Origin of the sequence: Methylobacterium nigriterrae (genome assembly GCF_037106235.1) — a bacterium.
Lineage (GTDB): Bacteria > Pseudomonadota > Alphaproteobacteria > Rhizobiales > Beijerinckiaceae > Methylobacterium > Methylobacterium nigriterrae.
In genome coordinates this window covers 20,968-37,823 of record NZ_JBAWTG010000050.1, presented here as the reverse complement: position 1 = coordinate 37,823, position 16,856 = coordinate 20,968, and the positions used below count along the sequence as shown (strand labels likewise).

Genomic DNA, 16,856 nt, shown 5'->3' with positions numbered 1-16,856 from the left:
GGGCCAGCGCCCGGCCGACCAGCGGATCGCGCACCTGTTCTGCGAGCTGCTGCTGCGCCTGCAGCTCGTCGGCTGCGCGGACGGCAACAGCTTCGATCTGCCCCTCACGCAGGTCGAGCTTGGGGACGTGCTCGGGCTCACGAACGTGCATGTGAACCGGGTGCTGCAGGACCTGCGCAAACGGAACTTGATCGTGCTTCGGGGGGGGACGGCTGGAGATCCTCGATCTCGAGGCACTCCAGCTCGCGTGTGGCTTCAACCCGAACTACCTGCACCTGGAACCGCGCCAAGCGACGGAGTGAGGCCGACGCTCGGCGCTAGATGCGGTGCCATGGGCGGATGCGGGCGGATCCGATAGGTTGCCCACCGCTGCTCTTGATCCCGGGCTCCGGCGGCTGAGAGAGAGACGTGCGCTCCCGCCTGCCGCCAGGAAGGCGCCGCATGCCGCGCTACTTCTTTGACGTCCACGACCAGGAGTTTTCCAGCCGTGACGACGTCGGCCGGGACTGCAGCAACTAGGATCGCGTGAGTGAGATCGCGCTGCAGGTGCTCTGCGACATCGCCCGGGAGAACCCGCTCAAGCACATGCACAGCCGGCTGGGCGCCATTGTCCGGGACGAGAACGGCGAGGTGGTGCTGACGGCGAGCGTCAACCTCTCGACGACCTGGGTCGGGGATGCTTGAGCATCCCGGTGGCAAGGGCCACTCGGCTCCAGCCTTCCGAGATGCTACGCGGCGCCTGAGAGCTGTCTGAGCCGCCCTGCGTTCCAATAGGGCTTGCCCCAGTGGACCGTTCCAAACGGCGCAAAATGCTATGGCAGGAAAACGACCGTTTTTCAGCCGCTTAAACCTGTCAGGTTGTACCGTGGCAAATTGCCGGGCGGGCGCGTTTTGCGGTTTGCCGTGGCGTGTTTCAACACCCGGCATGGCGCTGCCGCATCCCGATGGCCTGGATGACCTAAGCTGGGCGAGCATGCCTAACGAGCCGTGAACGTCAGCGCATTCGCGTTTGCGACAGGGCCTGCTTGCGCGGCATGCAGTGATCTAGGCTGCTTTCAGTACGCTCTTTCCCCGAGCGCTCTCGAAAGCACGGTCGATGGCTGCGATGACATCGTCGGGCGCAAGGTGATGGATCATGTGGCCCATGCCGGGAACGGCGATGAACTCACTGTCGGGCAGCTCATGGTGCAGCCGCTCGGACTGTCGGCCCACATCGGCGATCTGATCGTCCGCGCCGGTGATGATCACCACGGGAAGCGTCAGGTCCCGGTAGTGTTCTTGAAGCTCGACGGTGACCGGCGTCATCATGGCGGCGTCCTCCGCCGACGCGCGCAGCTGCAACGGGCGCAGCATCATGTCGGTTGGGAACTCGCGGTCGAAGCGCTCCGGCACCTCAGCGGGCGCGAACATGCCCTTGATCATCCCCGGCAGCAGGAGGCGCCCGACCACGGGCGAGACCGTGTAGCGCAGCACGTCACCGATGACCGGGATCGCCGGCGGCGATGCGAGGATCACGTCGGCCCGAAGCGTCGGGTAGTAGTAGCCAGATGCCAGGACGAGGCTGCGCACGAGTTGCGGGGCCTGCAGGGCGAGGGCGACCGCGACCAGCGTTCCCCAGGAGTGCCCGAGCACCACGGCTTGTGAGACGCCGAGTTGCTGCAGGGCCTTCTGATACAAAGTGGCATGCGCGCGCGGGGTCCAGAGACCTCTGGGCCGATCGCTGTAGCCGTAGCCGGGCCGATCGATGATGATGACGCGGTAGCGCTCGGCCAGATCATCGACGATGCCACTGACCAGGAAGTCCTGGATCATGGTGCCGTTGCCGTGGATCAGCACCAGCGGCTCGCCTTGGCCGCGCTCGACATAGTGCAGGCGCACCCCCTCCACGGTGATGAAGTCACCGACGGGCGGGGTGCGCCGCTCCGCTTGCCGTGTCTTCGAGGCCGCGTACAGCGCTGATGCGCCAAGCGCTGCGGCTGACCCGAGCAGGGTCGGAACAAGCCAAGTCCGGGTGTTCGAGCGACGCCTCATGATGTGATCCTGGGTGTGAGGGGGCATGGTTCTTGACCGGCGGGATCAATCCGAAGCGGGGCAGTCTGCTCCGTGAACGGCCGCGGTTACACGCTAGGCGGCGGTCAGGCGCTTCGTGTTGGCAGCCACGTGCTCGCGGTAGCGCGAGATGACCACCTCATGCGAGCCGCCGGTCATCAGGATCCGCGCGGCCTCGGCGGCGGCGTCGAGTTTCTCAGACACCATCGACTGCATCTCGGCCTGGGCCTTAGCGCCGCCCCAGGCGATCCGCACGAGCCGAAGCTCGATCACGCGCTGGGCTTCGACGGCGAGCATCATGGCGCTGAAGAAAGGATTGAACATGGGCTACTCCGCACCGCGCGATGCGGCAGTCGTCGGGAGGATAGTGGCTTGGAAATCTGTCGTAGCGAGCTTGCGGCAGTCAGCAGCCCCTACGGGAGCGCGCCGATCATGCCTTTGGCTTCCGTCATGGTGTCCTCGCAGGCTCGCTGATGACCCTGGCCGTCCTCTTGGATCGCTCGAGTGATCAGGTGGCGCGCGTCGGAAATGCGAGCGGCCGTTGGGATCAGGCTGGCGTCACTGAACCTACCCGTCGGGGCTTCCGAGAGCGCCTTCGGCGAGTTGCTGCTGTGGATCGTATGGCCGTCCTGAAGACCTGCCACCTGGACAGCGCCAGCGCTATCGAGGCGACGCTCAATGGTTCCAATCTGCTCGCCACAGGAAGTCGCCCGTGCGGGAAGTTGGGCGAGGCCGAGCAGAAGTGCAGACGCAGCAAGGCTGAGTACGAGGCGCATATGGGTTTCCATTGATCGACGTGTCTGCCTGCGATCCGACCCGATGGGGGCCGCGATGCAGTGACGGCCCAGTGGCCTGCAGAGAGCGTCCTGTTCAACCAACAGTACACTGATCGAAATGTTGCACCGCAACGTAAATTAGTTTGGACGGCGATTTATGAGCGGGCCCACGTCCATCAGCGTCCAGGATCACGCTGCTTCTTGGGGAAGCACCTGCCCTGCCGCCGAATGGCGGTTTGCCTTTTGCCGAGTGCGCACCCTGTGCGTGCTCCTGCTTTGACGCGGCCTGAGCAGGGCTGTGAAGGATGTTCGCTGACGAGCTGAGGCGGGCGGTCGAGGCCGCACCGCGCATAAAGTTGCCCGACGTGGCGGCGCTGCTATGGCGCGCTTTCGGGGCAGGGCAGGTGTCGGAGGTCGAGGCTGAGGCGCTGTCGAACCTCATCGAGACCCGGAAGATCGCGCCAATCGCGCCTGGAGCCCCTAGGAAGCCCGTAGGTTCCCGGCCGCACATCCTCCAATGGACGACGCCGCTGGGCGGCTTCCACTGGCTATCGCGAGTAGGTTCGCGTTGGCAGAGGCCGCCGTGCTGGCCGTCGTGTCGTCCGAGGTGGTGCGGCGTGGCGATTGCCGCCTGTGTATCGACCACATCGCGGCATTGGCCGGCGTGGCGCGTAGCACCGTGAAGAACGCCATTAGGCTGGCGCGGACGCTGGGCCTCGTGACAGTCGAGGAGCGGCAGCAGACCAGCTGGCGCTACCTCTCGAACGTGGTGCGGATCGTCTCCAAGGGAGTGGCAGGGCTGGAACCGGCTCGCGCGCCGCCCCTCGCATCAGGGGGAGGGGTCAAATCCGTGACCAGCACGAATACTGCAGGGCTAGAACTCTGGGGAAAGAGGCCAGCGGCACTGTCCAAAGCAGGCTGCCGGAAGGAAGCGGACGGCTCTGGCCAACAGCGAGAAGCTCGACCCGCGTGGGTGGCGGATCGCGCCAAAGCCATGCCGTGAGGTCATGCAGCCGGACGGGATGTCGAACGATGCTAGCAAGCCGGGGCAGCTTACTCGTGGCGCATGCGTTAGCGGCTAGGAGTTTCCACGCTCAGGACTGCGATGCCCTACACACTCCAGCGCCTTGCGGCCGGCAGCTACGATCTGCTGCTCGACAGCACTGTCATGGGTGGGGTGGTTCGCGACATCAGCGCCGATGGCGACGTCAGACGGTAACGCGCGGAGTTGCTGGAAGACCTTCCGCCCGCACAAAGGCCGCAGCCCTTCATGGACGTCGAGCACAGCTTCAAAACGCTGGAGCAGATCATGGTTTGGCTTGGGGATGCCGCGATCAGCGACAACGACAGCCCAGGGCGGCTGAGACAAAGAAAAAGGGCGGCCGAAGCGACCGCCCTTGGTTTGTTACGGATCTCGGATCGTGCAGCGCTCAAGCGCTGCGTGCCTTAACGAACGAGCGTGGGGCTCTGCTGCGCCACGCTGGAGAAAGTCTTGCTGGCCTCCTCAACGGCACGGACCGACGTTTCAGCGATGACCTTGCTGTCCTGAACCATGTGCTGCAGGCTCTCGCGGACCAAGTCACTCTGGATCGCGGTGAATTCCTGAACCGACCTGGCGTGCGTCAGCTTGTTGAGGCCCTCGAGATTGCGACGGAACTGCTTCTGGCTCAGCTCGAACCAGTTCCGTGAGGCATCCTGGAAAGCCTGGGTCAAAACCGTGCCGCAGCGCGTGACGGCTTCGATGTTCTGCTTGGACTGACGAGCAAGGCGCTCGCTGTCCTGACCAGTGAAGCCGAGCGTGCGGGTGAAGCGATCCGCAGCTTCTCGCGCCTGCTGCGAGGCCGTCTCGACGCCCTTCTGCATAACCCGCTTGGTGGTGTCCGTGGCCTGCTCGCGCAGATCGGCCATCTTGTTCACCCCATCGCGAGCGGCCTCAGCAAACTGCCTGCCCTGCTCAGCGGTCCGGTCGATGTTGGCCTTCGCCGCCTCGGCGTTCCGAGCATTCTGGTCGTTCTGCTTGTCGTGGTTCGTGTTCTGATTCACAGCCATTTGGGGTTCCTTCCAGTATTTTTTATAACGTTTGCCGCACCCAAGTAGGTTTAATGAAATACTTGGCTTAAGCGCCCTAACAATTATGAGAAATTGCCGCACCGCACTAAAGATCGTGTTGCGATGCTCGCGTTCAACCCCTGAGCGATGACTTTGATCCAATTAAATTCTGATGGAATTTAGTCATAGGTTGTGCTCAAGGCTTAACTTGCTGAGCGCACTGCACAATTGCCGGGCCGATCACAGACAGGCCCGAGGTCCGCGTCGGATCCTTACGCTTGGCTTTTCGAGCTCGCCTGCCGAAATCGGGATGAGGTCGTGGAGGGGTCGAACTGTCAGGGCTGCCCTCGTATCGCGCTGGATCCTGACCACGCCAGCAGGCCTGCGGGGAGCTTGCCGGGCTGCCCTGCTCTGGCCCGTTGATACGCCATGTCCGGATGGGGCTCCGTGACATTGGATTGGGCCATCTCGGCGGCATCCGGTTTGCACCGGGGCCGCCGGGACAATGCGATCGAACCGGCGGGTTGTGGCCCATCAGTGTCGGGTCGGGCTGGCCTTGCTCGCGTGGGACAGGAAGAAGCGCATCATCTCCCGGCTTGCATCGGGACCACGCGGGTCCGTGTAGCTGCCATTCGAGCTTCCGCCTGACCAAGCGTGTCCGGCACCATGCAGGACCCAATGCTCCAGGAACGCCGGCTCCTTGCCGTCGCTCTGGGTCGTTCGGGTGTAGGTCATCCCGCCAGGGGTCTCACCGTGGGTGACGGTCTTCTGCAAACCGGCCTTGGGCACCGCCTGGGCGATGACATGGTCACCGTTGACCGGGCTGACGGTGCGGTCGGCGTCGCCGTGGAACACGATGGTCGGGACCGAGGGGCGCGTGCCCCTCGGCTGGGCTGCTCCCCCTCCGTTCATGGCAGCGAAGGCCGACGGCATGTCCTTGGCCGCACCGTACGGAAGCCCCGAGTGAACGCCAACCGCCGCGAACACGTCAGGATAGGTCGACGCCATGATCGCCGCAGCAGCGCCGCCGGCCGACAGCCCTGCGGCATAGACCCGGGTCGGATCCGCCGAGAACTCCCGGACGACCTCACGCGCGATGCCCGCGATCAGCGAGGGCTCGCCGGCATCGCGCTGCTGTTCGGCGGCGTTGAACCAGTTCCAGCACTTCTGCAGGTTGGCGGATTGCGGCTGCTCCGGATAGGCCACCAGGAAGGTCAGCTCCTCGGCCAACTCGTTCATCCGGGTTCCAGCAGCAAAGTCGTCCGCCGACTGGGTGCAGCCGTGCAGCATGACGACGACAGGCAGTGCCTGGCCTGTGTAGCCGCTCGGGACATAGACCTTGTAGGTCCGGCTGCTTGCAGCGTTGGCAAAGGTCCGTTCCTCGTATCGGGCTCCGTCCGGCACCGGCACCGGGGCACGCCGCGGTAGGCCTAAGTCGGCCCCGAGGTCGGGCATCGTGCCCATCGTAGGAAAGCGCTCGCGCAAGGTCCGTATCGTCTCGGAGAGGCTCGGGCGTGCGGAGGTCCCCTTCTCTTCGATCGGAGCCTCGCCGGTCGCGGCCTTTCCGAAGCCCGGTGCCGTCCAGGCCCCTCCGGGCGCCGAAGGCGCAACCATGTCGATAGTTGGCCATGAGCGCGGCGCAGCACCGCTCCCGGTGCGGGTCGGTCCCTGTTCCGTGGCGGCTTGCCGTTCGGCGGGTGCCGGGTGTCCCTGAAGCAGCGCCAGGGCTTCCTTCAACTGGCCGGCGCGGGTGAGACGGGTCACCTCACCCATGTCGATGGTGGAGAATGCGTTCATGGTCATGATCCTGAATGAGGCGGATGATCCGGTGCGAGATGCCCGGCTTCCTCCGAGAATGGGTCGGTTGAACGGGTCAGGCGGTCCGGTCGGCCAGTGCCGCCTTCACCGCCGGGCTGGCGTGGAAGGCGCCGAGGACCTCCACGGAGGCGATAGCCTCGCGGGTGAGCTCGGGCGTGACGTCGCTGGCGATGCTGGCGAAGCCGAGGACCTGGATGTGGAGCGGCGTGCCAGTGTCCCTCGCGGCTTCCAAGTCCTGCTGGGTGTAGTGAGACAGGCCGAGGTTGAGCTGCTTGCGGGCGACAGATTGTTGGACGGCGTCGCCTTGGCGTTCGAGCTGGTTGCGCACGGCGGTCCGGATGAAGTCGGCACGGTTGGCGTAGAAGCCGTCGCGGACCATTAGGTCGATACGGCCGAGATCGACGAAGCCGAGATTGATCGTCAGCTTCTTGCTGTCAGGCGCTTTCGGCCGAAGCTGTCGCACATTGCCTGCCATCCCACACCCTCTCCTGACCATCCCATTGGATGGCCTGAAGATGGCGTGCGGAACTCAAACTACAAGGGCTGGCGTCCTGGGCTGCCGTTCCAGATCGTGCAGGTGCGACATGGCTCATGCCTGCGCGACAGCTGCCAGAGACCAGCGGAGCCGGCGCAAAAGGCTGCCGGGATGGCAGATCAGGCAACCGTCGAGGCAAGGTAGGAGATCGACGGTTCCTAACTCTCTCCTGAGGCTCCTCGCCGATTAGGTGTTATGGAGCCGCCCGCTCGCGTAAGGGGAACTATGGAACGCCACAAAGAAAAGCCCCGCGAGCCATGTGGCTGCGGGGCTGCTCACTTGTGAGAGGGCGGTTAGCCGCCGCCGCCCTGGCTGCCGCCACCACCGCCGCCCGACGAATTCGAGCTGGGCTTGTTGTTCTGCTCAGCGTTGCCGGCAGCGCCCGACGAGCTGCTGGGCGGACGACCTTGCGCCAGAACCGGGCCGGCAAACACGAGCGCCAGCGTGGTCAGAATTGCGAGCTTCTTCATCTGAACTCCCTGCCCGCAGAGGCGGGCGTGTGGAGTGACAATCCCTCGTTGCTCGGGATGGTTTCCCTGCTGGCCTTCGCCAAGCCGTCCGCGCATGCGCGGAATTCGCATAATCAGCGCGCCTGTCTTCGCGTAAGTTCGATTATGGAGCCGCTTGGGCTGGTGCCCACTTCGCCGCTTCCACAGAGTATATAGCTGAACAATTCAGAGCATATGCACAATTACCACTGCCGAGGCGACTAAAACGGACAGACTTAGGAACATGATCTCAGCAAGCATCCATTAGAAGTAGCCATAGCCTCATAACTCTGCATGCTCATATGATAGTTTTTCGAGAGGTCATTAAAAATTCTCAATCAAGCGCGGCGGTTTGACTTATGTTAGCTTTCGGGCATCAAAGCTCATAGGCTGGTGTGCTGGAGACCGAGACCTAGCGGAGAGGCAGCTACAGCTTGTTCTGGCGTGTACGCAAGGAACAGCGTCGTAGAGCGCCCGGCGATGCTGCACTCCTGCGGCCAGCACAGATAATCTGTGAGGACCACGTGAGCGTGCGGGATGGAGCTCAGCCTCGCGCGAGTTCGCATAATGCGCCCTCCTCCCTTCGCGTAAGGCCGTTTATGGAAAATCGCTGCCTTTCGAGGTCTCCCTCCCTGACCTGACAATAGCCAGGAGGTCGGTCCCAGACGAGCTAAGCCGCGGCAAGCATCCGCGCTTGTTTTTCCGCTTCCTAACCGAGCTCGGACCTTTGGTCGCGGCTCATCGGAGAACGGAACGCTTTTTTCGATCTCGCCGTTAGGTGCTGGTCTAGTTTTTCCGAGATAAGGTCACCAAGGCAGAAATATTGATGCAAGTTATAAAAGATTCGTGCGGTGCATGTGGGATAGGTATAACTGCATACATTAATGGCGATTGCGCTGTTATTCGGACAGGCTCCCGAGACCGTCAGAGGCACTGCCACTGCGCCGACAAGAAATCTTGTCCTATGTTAACAAGCCCAGTCATTGAACAGGCTGTCTTGCATCAGCCCCTGACCCCCACCCCGCTCCGGAAATTGCTGGCATCGCAAAGCCCGCGGCCGATCCGCCAATCACCGCCGGTCAGCGCAAGAACCGAAGATGCGGAGCGGCAAAATGTAGTGGAGCCTATTCACGCGCGTGGGGTCGCGGAATTCGCATAACTCGCGCCCGGTTCCCTTCGCGTAAGAGCCTTTATGGAACCGAATTAGATCCCTTTTTGAAGTGTTCGGAAGGTCTGAATTGGACCGCGCGGCGCCTCGCAGTTCAGGGCCAGTCTATTGGCTCTCCGCGGGGACTCGCGCGTGCCTCGAATTACACGCGATGACTATGCGGCGGAATCGGGTGCCGGCCGCGCCTGGATGCTCGCCAAGCCGCCGGCTCTCGGCTGTTCCCGCCACCTGCCGAGTGGGCGAGGCCGCCCGTCTGCTAGGTGGCCTGCTGTGATGGTAGCATCGATAAGACGACCTGTGCCGACTAGCCCCGGAGCCGCCGCGCGTTCGGCACGATGCCAGCGAAGGGCTCGCGGCCCGACGCCATGTCCGCGACCCTGCGCGGAGCGGGCGTTCTGTCGTCATCCTGTCGGTGAGCTTGCTGAGATCCGCTCAGCGATCCAGCTGCGTGCAGCTTCCAAGCTGTCGAACCAGACAGACAGCACGTCGGTGGCGCAGGCCCCGAACCCGGCCTCGACACACCACTGGCCCGCCAGACCATCTGCGCCGTGAAGCTCCTCGCTCAGGCGCACCAGGACCGCTACAAGCTTCCCGTCCACGAACGCGAGACGTCCTTCGGTGTCCCGGCTCTGCGTCTCGATCAGCACCGGCTGTAGCGTGATCTCCACCACCTGCTCCTCAAACAAGCAGCTCACTGCCCAGCCTGCAGCTCCTACCCGCATTCACTTACGGCAAGCTTCACAGGGCGAGCAGGGCAGCGGCCGTTGCGGGGCACGAGGAGAGCCAGATCGCTGACTAGGCAGCCCTGGCAGGGCGCAGGTCCAGGTATCCGGGGTCGAACTCGGCGAAGGCTTTCAGCCGCGGCACGTCCGGGATGGTCAGCACGGACTTGCTCCAGACGATCAGATCGCCTGCTCGGAGCGCCTGCAGGACGCGGTTGATGTGGACCTGCGAAATGCCCATCGCGTCCGCCAGATCCGTCTGCGAGATCCCCAACGGGAAGCTGTGCTCGCCTGCAAGCCCCACCACCTGCAGGCAGACCAGTAGCTCGCAGAAGTGGTGGGCCAAGCGCCTGTCCGCTGGCCGGCTGTCGTTCACCAGCCACTCGCGGGCCCGGCTCAGCTCCATCAGGGTGAGCCAGCGCATCGCGCGGGCAATGCCAGGGTGCGTCTCGATCAGCTCGGTGAGCTTGGCGCGCGGGATGTCGACGACGGAGCAGGGCGTGAGCGCGCCCAGGCGCATGTCGCGCGCGGAGGGTCCGGAGATGTGCATGCGGCAGAGGTCGCCCGGCAGCGCGAAGGAGACGATCCGGCGGCCGCCCTGCAGGAGCGTCTTGTAGCGTCCTGCGACGCCGCTCACCACGAGGAAGACGCGATCCGTGTTGTCGTAGACCGCGATGTCCTGCCGCGCAGGAACGGAGCGCCGATTGAGCGTGAGCCCTTCCAGGGCGGAGCGCTCGACCTCGGACAGGTCAGCGCCGTGTTCGAGCTTCCGGATGAGGGGATGGCTCATAGCTCCACTGCATGGAGCGCTGACCAGGATGACGCGGCATGATTGCGCCAGGGCTCCTGGCACATTGGTACTGAATAGAACCTAACGAAGGCTTGTCCTGATGTGCGGCACAGAATGCTCGCTACACGAATAGGGCTCGGCCTATCAGGCCTGATCCGGTGGTTTGATCCGAGCTGCGGTTCGCCGATTGGGCGTTATGGAACACCGTCGTGCTTCAGGCTGGGTATCTCAGGATCGTCATGGCCTACCCAGGGTCTCTGAAATCGTCAGTTTCTGCACGTCTGCGCGCAGTCAAGGCGGCGGACCGCCTGCTCTGATGTCGCTCAGGTCGGACCACAGCTCGTCGGCCGCGTGATTACGACAGTCGGGCGATCTGAAAAGCCTGATTTCGATCGGGATATCGAACTGCTCCGGACCTGCGCGCACGAGGCGACCACGCGACAGATCTTCTTCCGCCAGTGTCCGGGGTAGCCAAGCGACGCCGTGCCCTTCCCGCGCCATTGTCATCAGCGTGGCGGCGAGGTGTGAGGTAAAGCCGGTTTCCGAATGCACGGCTTCGGTCCTGACGGCTTGATGAGCGGTCAGGATGCGACCAAGCCCCGAGGCTTGGCTGTAGGCGAGAAGCCGCGTTGGCTGTTCTGGCGCACCTGGGAGGGGCCATGCTGGTCGACCCTCGGCGTCCGGCGCACAGACCGGGACCAGGACATCGTCGCCGACCTGCACGCTCTGGAAGCGGTTAGGCTCGAAACGTGTCGGCGCCTCTGCGTGGTAGTGGCAGAGTAGGAAATGCACCTCGCCACCGAGCATGATCTGCTCACAGGCTTCCATGCTGTCGGAGATCAGGTTGAGGGTGCCGAGCGCCTCGAAGCGCACGTGGCGGCGGATCCAACTGGGGAAGAATGTGAACGAGAGTGCGTGCGTCGCTGCGATGGACAGCGCGACCGTATCCCTTTCTCCCACCGCTCGAGTATCGCGCCGCGCCCTGTCCAGGCCGCGTATCATGTCGGCCGCCAGCGGTTGAAAGTGGTTGCCGGCGGGCGTCAGGCACGCACCCTGCGCGCCCCGTACGAAAAGCGGCGTGCCGACCCAATCCTCAAGGGCGCGGATGCGCCGGCTGAAGGCTGGCTGCGTCACGTTCCTCATGTCCGCCGCCCGCGAGAAGCTTTTCAGCTCCGCCAGCGCGAGGAAGTCCTTGAGCCAGTCGAGATCCATGCCGATGCCGTTCGCGCATAGCGCGAACCGATCATGGCATTGGCCAATCCGGTGTGTCCAGAAGTAGTCAGTATTCAAGCTCCCGCATGAGGAGCCCTCCGTTCCGACGCCGGAGCGCTAATAACTGGAGGAAATCTGCCATGAAGGACTGGCTAAGCCGGCTGTATGTCCAAGTATTTATTGCCATCATACTTGGCGGCCTGATCGGATATTTTCTGCCCGATGTCGGTATCACGCTGCAGCCATTGGCGGACGGCTTCATCAAGCTGATCAAGATGCTGCTTGCGCCGGTCATCTTCGGTACGATCGTCGTCGGCGTCGCCAAGATGGGCAACTTGAAGGAAGTCGGCCGCATCGGCGTGCGCGCCCTCATCTACTTCGAGGTGCTTTCGACCATCGCGCTCGTCATAGGCTTGATCGTCGTCAACGTCATGCAGCCTGGCGCAGGCATGAACATCGACGCCTCGCAGGTCGATGGGAGTGCCATCGCGGGCTATGCGAAGCGGGCAGAGGCGCAGCCCGGCTTCGTCGGCTTCCTTATGGACATCATCCCCACGACGATGGTGGACGCCTTCGCCAAGGGCGCCATGCTGCAGATCATCCTGATCTCGGTCCTTCTAGGCGTCGCTCTCGTCCAGGCCGGCGAGCGCGGCAAGCCGGTGGTCGCCGTCATCGACAGCTTGCTGGACGCGCTGTTTCGCATCGTCGCCATGGTGATGCGGCTCGCCCCGATCGGCGCTGGCGCCGGCATTGCCTTCACCATCAGCAAGTACGGCTTCAGCACAGTCTGGTCGCTCGCCTACCTGATGCTCGGCGTCTACGTCACCTCGATCCTCTTCGTGGTGGTCGTTCTCGGTGCGGTCTGCACCTGGACCGGCTTCTCGCTCGGCAAGGTCCTCAGCTACTTCAAAGATGAGATCCTCATCACCTTCGGCACCTGCTCGACCGAAGCCGTCATGCCCCGCATGATGGCCAAGCTGGAGCGGCTCGGTTGTGAGAAATCCGTGGTCGGTCTCGTCCTGCCGACCGGTTACACCTTCAACGCGGACGGCACCTGCATCTACCTGACCATGGCGGCGATCTTCGTCGCTCAAGCCACCAACACGCCGCTCGGAATTGGCGACCAGCTCGTCGTGCTCGGCGTCCTGCTCCTGACCTCGAAGGGATCGGCCGGGGTGGCAGGCGCCGGGTTCGTCACACTCGCCGCCACACTGTCGAGCATCCACACCGTTCCGGTCGCCGGCCTCGTGCTGCTGCTCGGTGTCGACCGCTTCATGAACGAGGCGCGAGCAGTCACCAACCTGATCGGCAACGCCGTCGCCACCATCGCTGTCGCCAAGTGGGAAGGCGCCTTCGACCGCACCAAGGCCGAAGAAGTCTACCGCAACCGGGCGGCTGTCGCGGCCGAGGACGTCATCCCCGAGACGGAAGCCGGGCACGCCCTGCCCCGTCCCGCGGCAGTCGCGCCGTAAGCTACGACCCACCCCCAACACCCCTTCCAGCCTGCTCAAAACCAAGGAGAGCACCCATGCGTATCGTTGACGTCTGCGAGATCACCAAGCCGATCTCATCGCCCATCCGCAACGCCTACATCGACTTCTCGAAGATGACCGCCAGCCTCGTGGCCGTTGTCACCGATGTCGAGCGCGACGGTCGCCGCGTGGTTGGCTACGGCTTCAACTCGAACGGCCGCTACGGCCAGGGTGGCCTCATCCGCGAGCGGTTCAAGAACCGCATCTTGGAGGCCGATCCGAAGAGCGTCCTCAACCAGGCCGGCGACAACCTCGACCCACACAAGCTGTGGGACGCAATGATGACGAACGAGAAGCCCGGCGGTCATGGCGAGCGCTCAGTGGCGGTGGGCACCCTCGACATGGCGATCTGGGACGCCACCGCGAAGATTGCCGGCAAGCCGCTGTTCCGGCTGCTCGCCGAGCAGAAGGGCGTCGAGGCCAACCCGCGGGTCTTCGTCTACGCGGCCGGTGGCTACTACTACCCGGGCAAGGACTACAGCGCGCTGCGCGCCGAGATGCGTGGCTACCTCGACCGCGGCTACAACGTGGTGAAGATGAAGATCGGCGGCGCATCGATCGATGAGGACCAGCGCCGCATCGAGGAGGTGCTGAAGGAAATTGGCTCCCAGGCGCAGCTCGCGGTGGACGTGAACGGCCGGTTCAACCTTGAGCAGGGCATCGCCTACGCCAAGATGCTGCGGGAGTACCCGCTGTTCTGGTACGAGGAGGTCGGCGATCCCCTCGACTACGCCCTCCAGGCGGCGATCTCTGAGTTCTACCCAGGCCCGATGGCCACCGGCGAGAACCTGTTTTCTCACCAGGACGCACGCAACCTCCTGCGCTACGGCGGGATGCGCCCGGACCGCGACTACCTGCAGTTCGATTGCGCGCTCTCCTACGGCCTCGTGGAGTACCTGCGCACCCTCGACGTGCTGCATCAGTTCGGCTGGTCGCCCTCCCGCTGCATCCCGCATGGTGGGCACCAGATGTCGCTCAACATCGCGGCCGGACTGGGCTTGGGCGGCAACGAGAGCTACCCGGACCTGTTCCAGCCCTACGGCGGCTTCCCAGACGGCGTGAAGGTCGAGAACGGCCATATCGTCATGCCCGAGCTGCCGGGCATCGGCTTCGAGGGCAAGTCGGACCTGATCAAGGTCATGCGCGAACTGGCGGAGTAGGCGAACTGCCTGGGGTCGAGCGGCGTCCGCGATTGCCGCTCGGCCTCAGCCACTGGATCAGCCTCGCAAGCACTGGGACGAGCTCCTGCTCTGCAGCTGCGCTCGGGATTTTGGTCAGAGCTTCGGCATTCCTTTCAGATCAGCCTGACATGCGTCCATTGGGGAGCCTGGAGCGAGCCGTTCTCGCTGCTTTGACCGACGAGTTCATGAGCACGTCGGTCATCAAGATCAGAGCAGGTATCTCGAGCACCGAGCGCAATGGGACAGCTCTCAGGGCTTGTATGGAGTTGGAGCGGCGAGACTTGGCCGAGCGTGCTGGCTCCGGTTTGCGTTCGACCCTACGCTGGCGACGCACAAGCAGCGATCGGATCACGGAGACCCCAGGAATGAACTACCGCTGCGATCATGTTCACCTGCGCAGCAAGGATGCCGTCGCAGCCGCGAATTTCTACGTCGAGACGTTCGGCGCCCGTGAGATCCGTCGCGATGGATTCCCCGTCGTCAGCCGGGTGACGGTCGACCTTGGCGGTTTGAGCCTGTTCATCGAGCAGGCCCCTGAGGCGATTGGACCATCAGCGGAACCGCCACATCTGGGCATCGAGCATATCGGCCTCGCCGTCGACGATATCGAGGCCACCATGGTTGAGCTGCGCCGGCGGAACGTCACGATCGTGTCGGGGATCACGGACGTACGCCCTGGCCTTCGCGTGATCTTCATCGACGGACCGGATGCTGTCCGCATCGAACTTCTGCAGCGCTCGGATGTACGGCTCGGGTTCCAATAGGGCTTGCTCTAATGGGACGGTCCAATCACCTCGAAACGCTCTGTCGGCAAAACGACGGTTTCCCAGGCACTTCAACCTGTTAGGTTTGTGTGTCTGGAAATCAAAATGCCGGGCGATCCCGGCCCATTCGCAGGTTGGGCGTTATGGAGCGTCCAATTCGCAGAGGCCGCTTCAGGTTCGGCAGAGCGTAATTCACTCACAAACCGCGCCCGGGAAAAGTTTGCGACAGGCTCATCCGTCGGGGCGAGTGCGCAGCAGTGTTGGACGGCCCGAGATTTGGCAAGCTCCGGTTGATGGAAGGGCGGAATGATCGAGAAACGATCAGCCTTTTCTCAAGTAGCAGTGTTGCCCGAGCCCTGGCTGGCCTCGATGGGTCTCAGATCGGCGGCTGCTTCACCCAGGCATCGCCACGCAATGCGCGCTGCCGGCCATATTCGTACAGCGGGCGCATGTAGGATGGGTCGAACGGCTTGTCGCGCTCCAACGTGAAGTCCGACCCGATGAAAGCGAGGTTGTAGTCCACCCCGTCGCGCTCGGCGGCGGCATAAATGCGCAACACGTCGTTGTAGCCGCTGGCGGCGATCATGGCGGTGATCGCTCGGCTGACAATGCCGAGCGTCCGACGCTCCGTCGAGGCCCATTCAGGATCCAGCCGGCCGTTGCGGATCACCCAAGCCCGGGCCGGCGCCGTCGGCTGCCCGCGCGCCAGCCGCTCGCGGCGGAACCGCGAGACGCTGGCAGGATACAGAAAGAGCTGGGCGAAAGCCCCGCCGTCCACATGCAGTTCCTGAAAGGGCTGCCCGTTCAGCGTCACGTCGAACAACACCGGGGCGAAGGCGCCGGGAATGGCAGCGGAGGCCACTAGAATCCGCCGCACCGTATCCAAGGCCCTCGCATGGCCGCTCTGCGCGATGGCGCCGATGTTCCAGATCACCGGGGTTTGCGCATCCAGATTGGAGGTGGCCACCAGCAGCAGCCGGCCATCGCCATAGGCCCGGGCGATCTCAGCCAGCATCGTCTCGTCGAGGTAGCGAGAAATCGTGCGGAACAGCGGGCTGTTGTCCGCCATGGCATCGTCCAAGATTGCCGCGGTGTAGAAGCGCTCCAGCATCACGTCCGCCAGTGTGATGTCAGTGAACACGCTCTTGAGTTGCGCGTCGCGGGGGCTGCCGAGGAAGGCGAAGGGGGCGCTCAATGCGCCGGTGCTGATGCCGGTGACCAGGAAAAAGCTCGGGCGGTCGCCACGCTCGGTCCAGCCATTGAGCAGCCCGGCGCCAAAGGCCCCGTTCTCACCGCCGCCCGAGAGGCCGAGCAGGTCCAAATCAGGCAGCGGCGTGGTCAGCGAGAGGCCGCGCGACGCGATTTGGCGCTGGACAGCCTCGACGAATTCCCGCTGGAGCGCGGCCTGGCCGATGGCCTCAGTCGGGAAGAACCGCTCGTTCGGCACGCCGAGCACCGTTGCGGCACTTGCGCCCCCGCGTGGCACGGCGGCGAGCCGTGTCGGGAGAGCACAGCCGAGAAGGCTGCCGGGCAGTGCGCCGCAGGCGGCGAGAGCCAGCAGGGAGCGGCGGGACGGCCGGGATGCATGTGGCGCTAAGCCGGGATCGGACATTGCGGACCTCATGACGTTGCAATGTATTATACCGCCGCGCCTATACGGCGCCTTCGCCAAGCGCCTCAGCTACCGCATCGTGAAGGAGCTCCCCATTCGACTGCCCGCCGCGGCTCGTCTGATCAAGCAGTGGCACGCAGAAACTGCAAGAATGGGATGG

The 16,856-nt window shown here is 63.9% G+C and carries 18 protein-coding genes; 7 read left to right on the top strand and 11 right to left on the bottom strand.

Annotated features, from left to right (window positions below):
* The first annotated feature begins 25 nt into the window (after positions 1 to 25).
* Positions 26 to 358, top strand: a complete 333-nt coding sequence (locus WDW90_RS22065; RefSeq protein WP_336489613.1) for a helix-turn-helix domain-containing protein — start codon at positions 26 to 28, stop codon at positions 356 to 358.
* A 167-nt stretch (positions 359 to 525) separates the two neighbouring features.
* Positions 526 to 684 carry a DUF6894 family protein gene (locus tag WDW90_RS22060; protein WP_336489610.1) on the top strand — a complete coding sequence of 53 codons (159 nt, stop codon included), beginning with the start codon at positions 526 to 528 and terminating at the stop codon, positions 682 to 684.
* 360 nt (positions 685 to 1,044) lie between these two features.
* Here WDW90_RS22060 and WDW90_RS22055 read toward each other — a convergent pair whose 3' ends face one another.
* The 3 genes from WDW90_RS22055 to WDW90_RS22045 all read right to left on the bottom strand — a co-directional run bounded on the left by WDW90_RS22055 (position 1,045) and on the right by WDW90_RS22045 (position 2,825).
* The gene (locus WDW90_RS22055; RefSeq protein ID WP_336489609.1) at positions 1,045 to 2,031 is read right to left on the bottom strand and encodes an alpha/beta fold hydrolase; all 987 of its coding nucleotides are present in this window, start codon (positions 2,029 to 2,031) and stop codon (positions 1,045 to 1,047) included.
* Between the two features lie 93 nt (positions 2,032 to 2,124).
* Positions 2,125 to 2,373 carry a hypothetical protein gene (locus WDW90_RS22050; protein ID WP_336489608.1) on the bottom strand — a complete coding sequence of 83 codons (249 nt, stop codon included), beginning with the start codon at positions 2,371 to 2,373 and terminating at the stop codon, positions 2,125 to 2,127.
* Between the two features lie 89 nt (positions 2,374 to 2,462).
* A complete protein-coding gene (locus WDW90_RS22045) occupies positions 2,463 to 2,825 on the bottom strand; it encodes a hypothetical protein (RefSeq protein ID WP_336489607.1) in 363 nt (120 codons plus the stop codon).
* A 583-nt stretch (positions 2,826 to 3,408) separates the two neighbouring features.
* On the opposite strand from WDW90_RS22045, the gene WDW90_RS22040 reads away from it, so the two are divergent.
* Both WDW90_RS22040 and WDW90_RS22035 read left to right on the top strand, forming a co-directional pair.
* On the top strand, positions 3,409 to 3,828 hold the full coding sequence (locus WDW90_RS22040; RefSeq protein ID WP_336489606.1) for a hypothetical protein: 420 nt from the start codon (positions 3,409 to 3,411) through the stop codon (positions 3,826 to 3,828).
* 267 nt (positions 3,829 to 4,095) lie between these two features.
* Positions 4,096 to 4,275 carry a hypothetical protein gene (locus WDW90_RS22035; RefSeq protein ID WP_336489605.1) on the top strand — a complete coding sequence of 60 codons (180 nt, stop codon included), beginning with the start codon at positions 4,096 to 4,098 and terminating at the stop codon, positions 4,273 to 4,275.
* On the opposite strand, the gene WDW90_RS22030 is transcribed toward WDW90_RS22035, so the two are convergent.
* From WDW90_RS22030 to WDW90_RS22000, 7 genes are all read right to left on the bottom strand, one after another.
* Entirely contained in the window at positions 4,272 to 4,874 is a 603-nt protein-coding gene (locus tag WDW90_RS22030; RefSeq protein WP_336489612.1) for a phasin family protein, read from the bottom strand. The genes WDW90_RS22035 and WDW90_RS22030 overlap by 4 nt on opposite strands.
* A gap of 534 nt (positions 4,875 to 5,408) precedes the next feature.
* Positions 5,409 to 6,671, bottom strand: coding sequence for an extracellular catalytic domain type 1 short-chain-length polyhydroxyalkanoate depolymerase (locus WDW90_RS22025; RefSeq protein WP_336489604.1), 1,263 nt, complete (start codon positions 6,669 to 6,671; stop codon positions 5,409 to 5,411).
* Positions 6,672 to 6,747: 76 nt separating this feature from the next.
* Positions 6,748 to 7,167 (bottom strand): CopG family transcriptional regulator, encoded by a 420-nt coding sequence (locus WDW90_RS22020; RefSeq protein WP_336489603.1) that lies wholly within the window; start codon positions 7,165 to 7,167, stop codon positions 6,748 to 6,750.
* A gap of 353 nt (positions 7,168 to 7,520) precedes the next feature.
* Entirely contained in the window at positions 7,521 to 7,697 is a 177-nt protein-coding gene (locus tag WDW90_RS22015; RefSeq protein WP_336489602.1) for a hypothetical protein, read from the bottom strand.
* A gap of 1,587 nt (positions 7,698 to 9,284) precedes the next feature.
* Positions 9,285 to 9,551 (bottom strand): hypothetical protein, encoded by a 267-nt coding sequence (locus WDW90_RS22010; RefSeq protein ID WP_336489601.1) that lies wholly within the window; start codon positions 9,549 to 9,551, stop codon positions 9,285 to 9,287.
* 127 nt (positions 9,552 to 9,678) lie between these two features.
* Positions 9,679 to 10,395, bottom strand: a complete 717-nt coding sequence (locus WDW90_RS22005) for a Crp/Fnr family transcriptional regulator (protein ID WP_336489600.1) — start codon at positions 10,393 to 10,395, stop codon at positions 9,679 to 9,681.
* 291 nt (positions 10,396 to 10,686) lie between these two features.
* A complete protein-coding gene (locus tag WDW90_RS22000) occupies positions 10,687 to 11,607 on the bottom strand; it encodes a LysR family transcriptional regulator (RefSeq protein ID WP_336489611.1) in 921 nt (306 codons plus the stop codon).
* A gap of 140 nt (positions 11,608 to 11,747) precedes the next feature.
* Between WDW90_RS22000 and dctA the strand changes: the two genes are divergently transcribed.
* The 3 genes from dctA to WDW90_RS21985 all read left to right on the top strand — a co-directional run bounded on the left by dctA (position 11,748) and on the right by WDW90_RS21985 (position 15,084).
* Entirely contained in the window at positions 11,748 to 13,079 is a 1,332-nt protein-coding gene (gene dctA / locus WDW90_RS21995) for a C4-dicarboxylate transporter DctA (RefSeq protein ID WP_336489599.1), read from the top strand.
* A 56-nt stretch (positions 13,080 to 13,135) separates the two neighbouring features.
* Positions 13,136 to 14,299 carry a mandelate racemase/muconate lactonizing enzyme family protein gene (locus WDW90_RS21990; RefSeq protein WP_336489598.1) on the top strand — a complete coding sequence of 388 codons (1,164 nt, stop codon included), beginning with the start codon at positions 13,136 to 13,138 and terminating at the stop codon, positions 14,297 to 14,299.
* Between the two features lie 206 nt (positions 14,300 to 14,505).
* Positions 14,506 to 15,084, top strand: coding sequence for a VOC family protein (locus WDW90_RS21985; protein WP_336489597.1), 579 nt, complete (start codon positions 14,506 to 14,508; stop codon positions 15,082 to 15,084).
* Positions 15,085 to 15,460: 376 nt separating this feature from the next.
* Here the strand turns inward: WDW90_RS21985 and WDW90_RS21980 are convergent, their stop codons facing one another.
* Positions 15,461 to 16,696, bottom strand: coding sequence for a patatin-like phospholipase family protein (locus WDW90_RS21980; RefSeq protein WP_336489596.1), 1,236 nt, complete (start codon positions 16,694 to 16,696; stop codon positions 15,461 to 15,463).
* Positions 16,697 to 16,856: the final 160 nt, after the last annotated feature.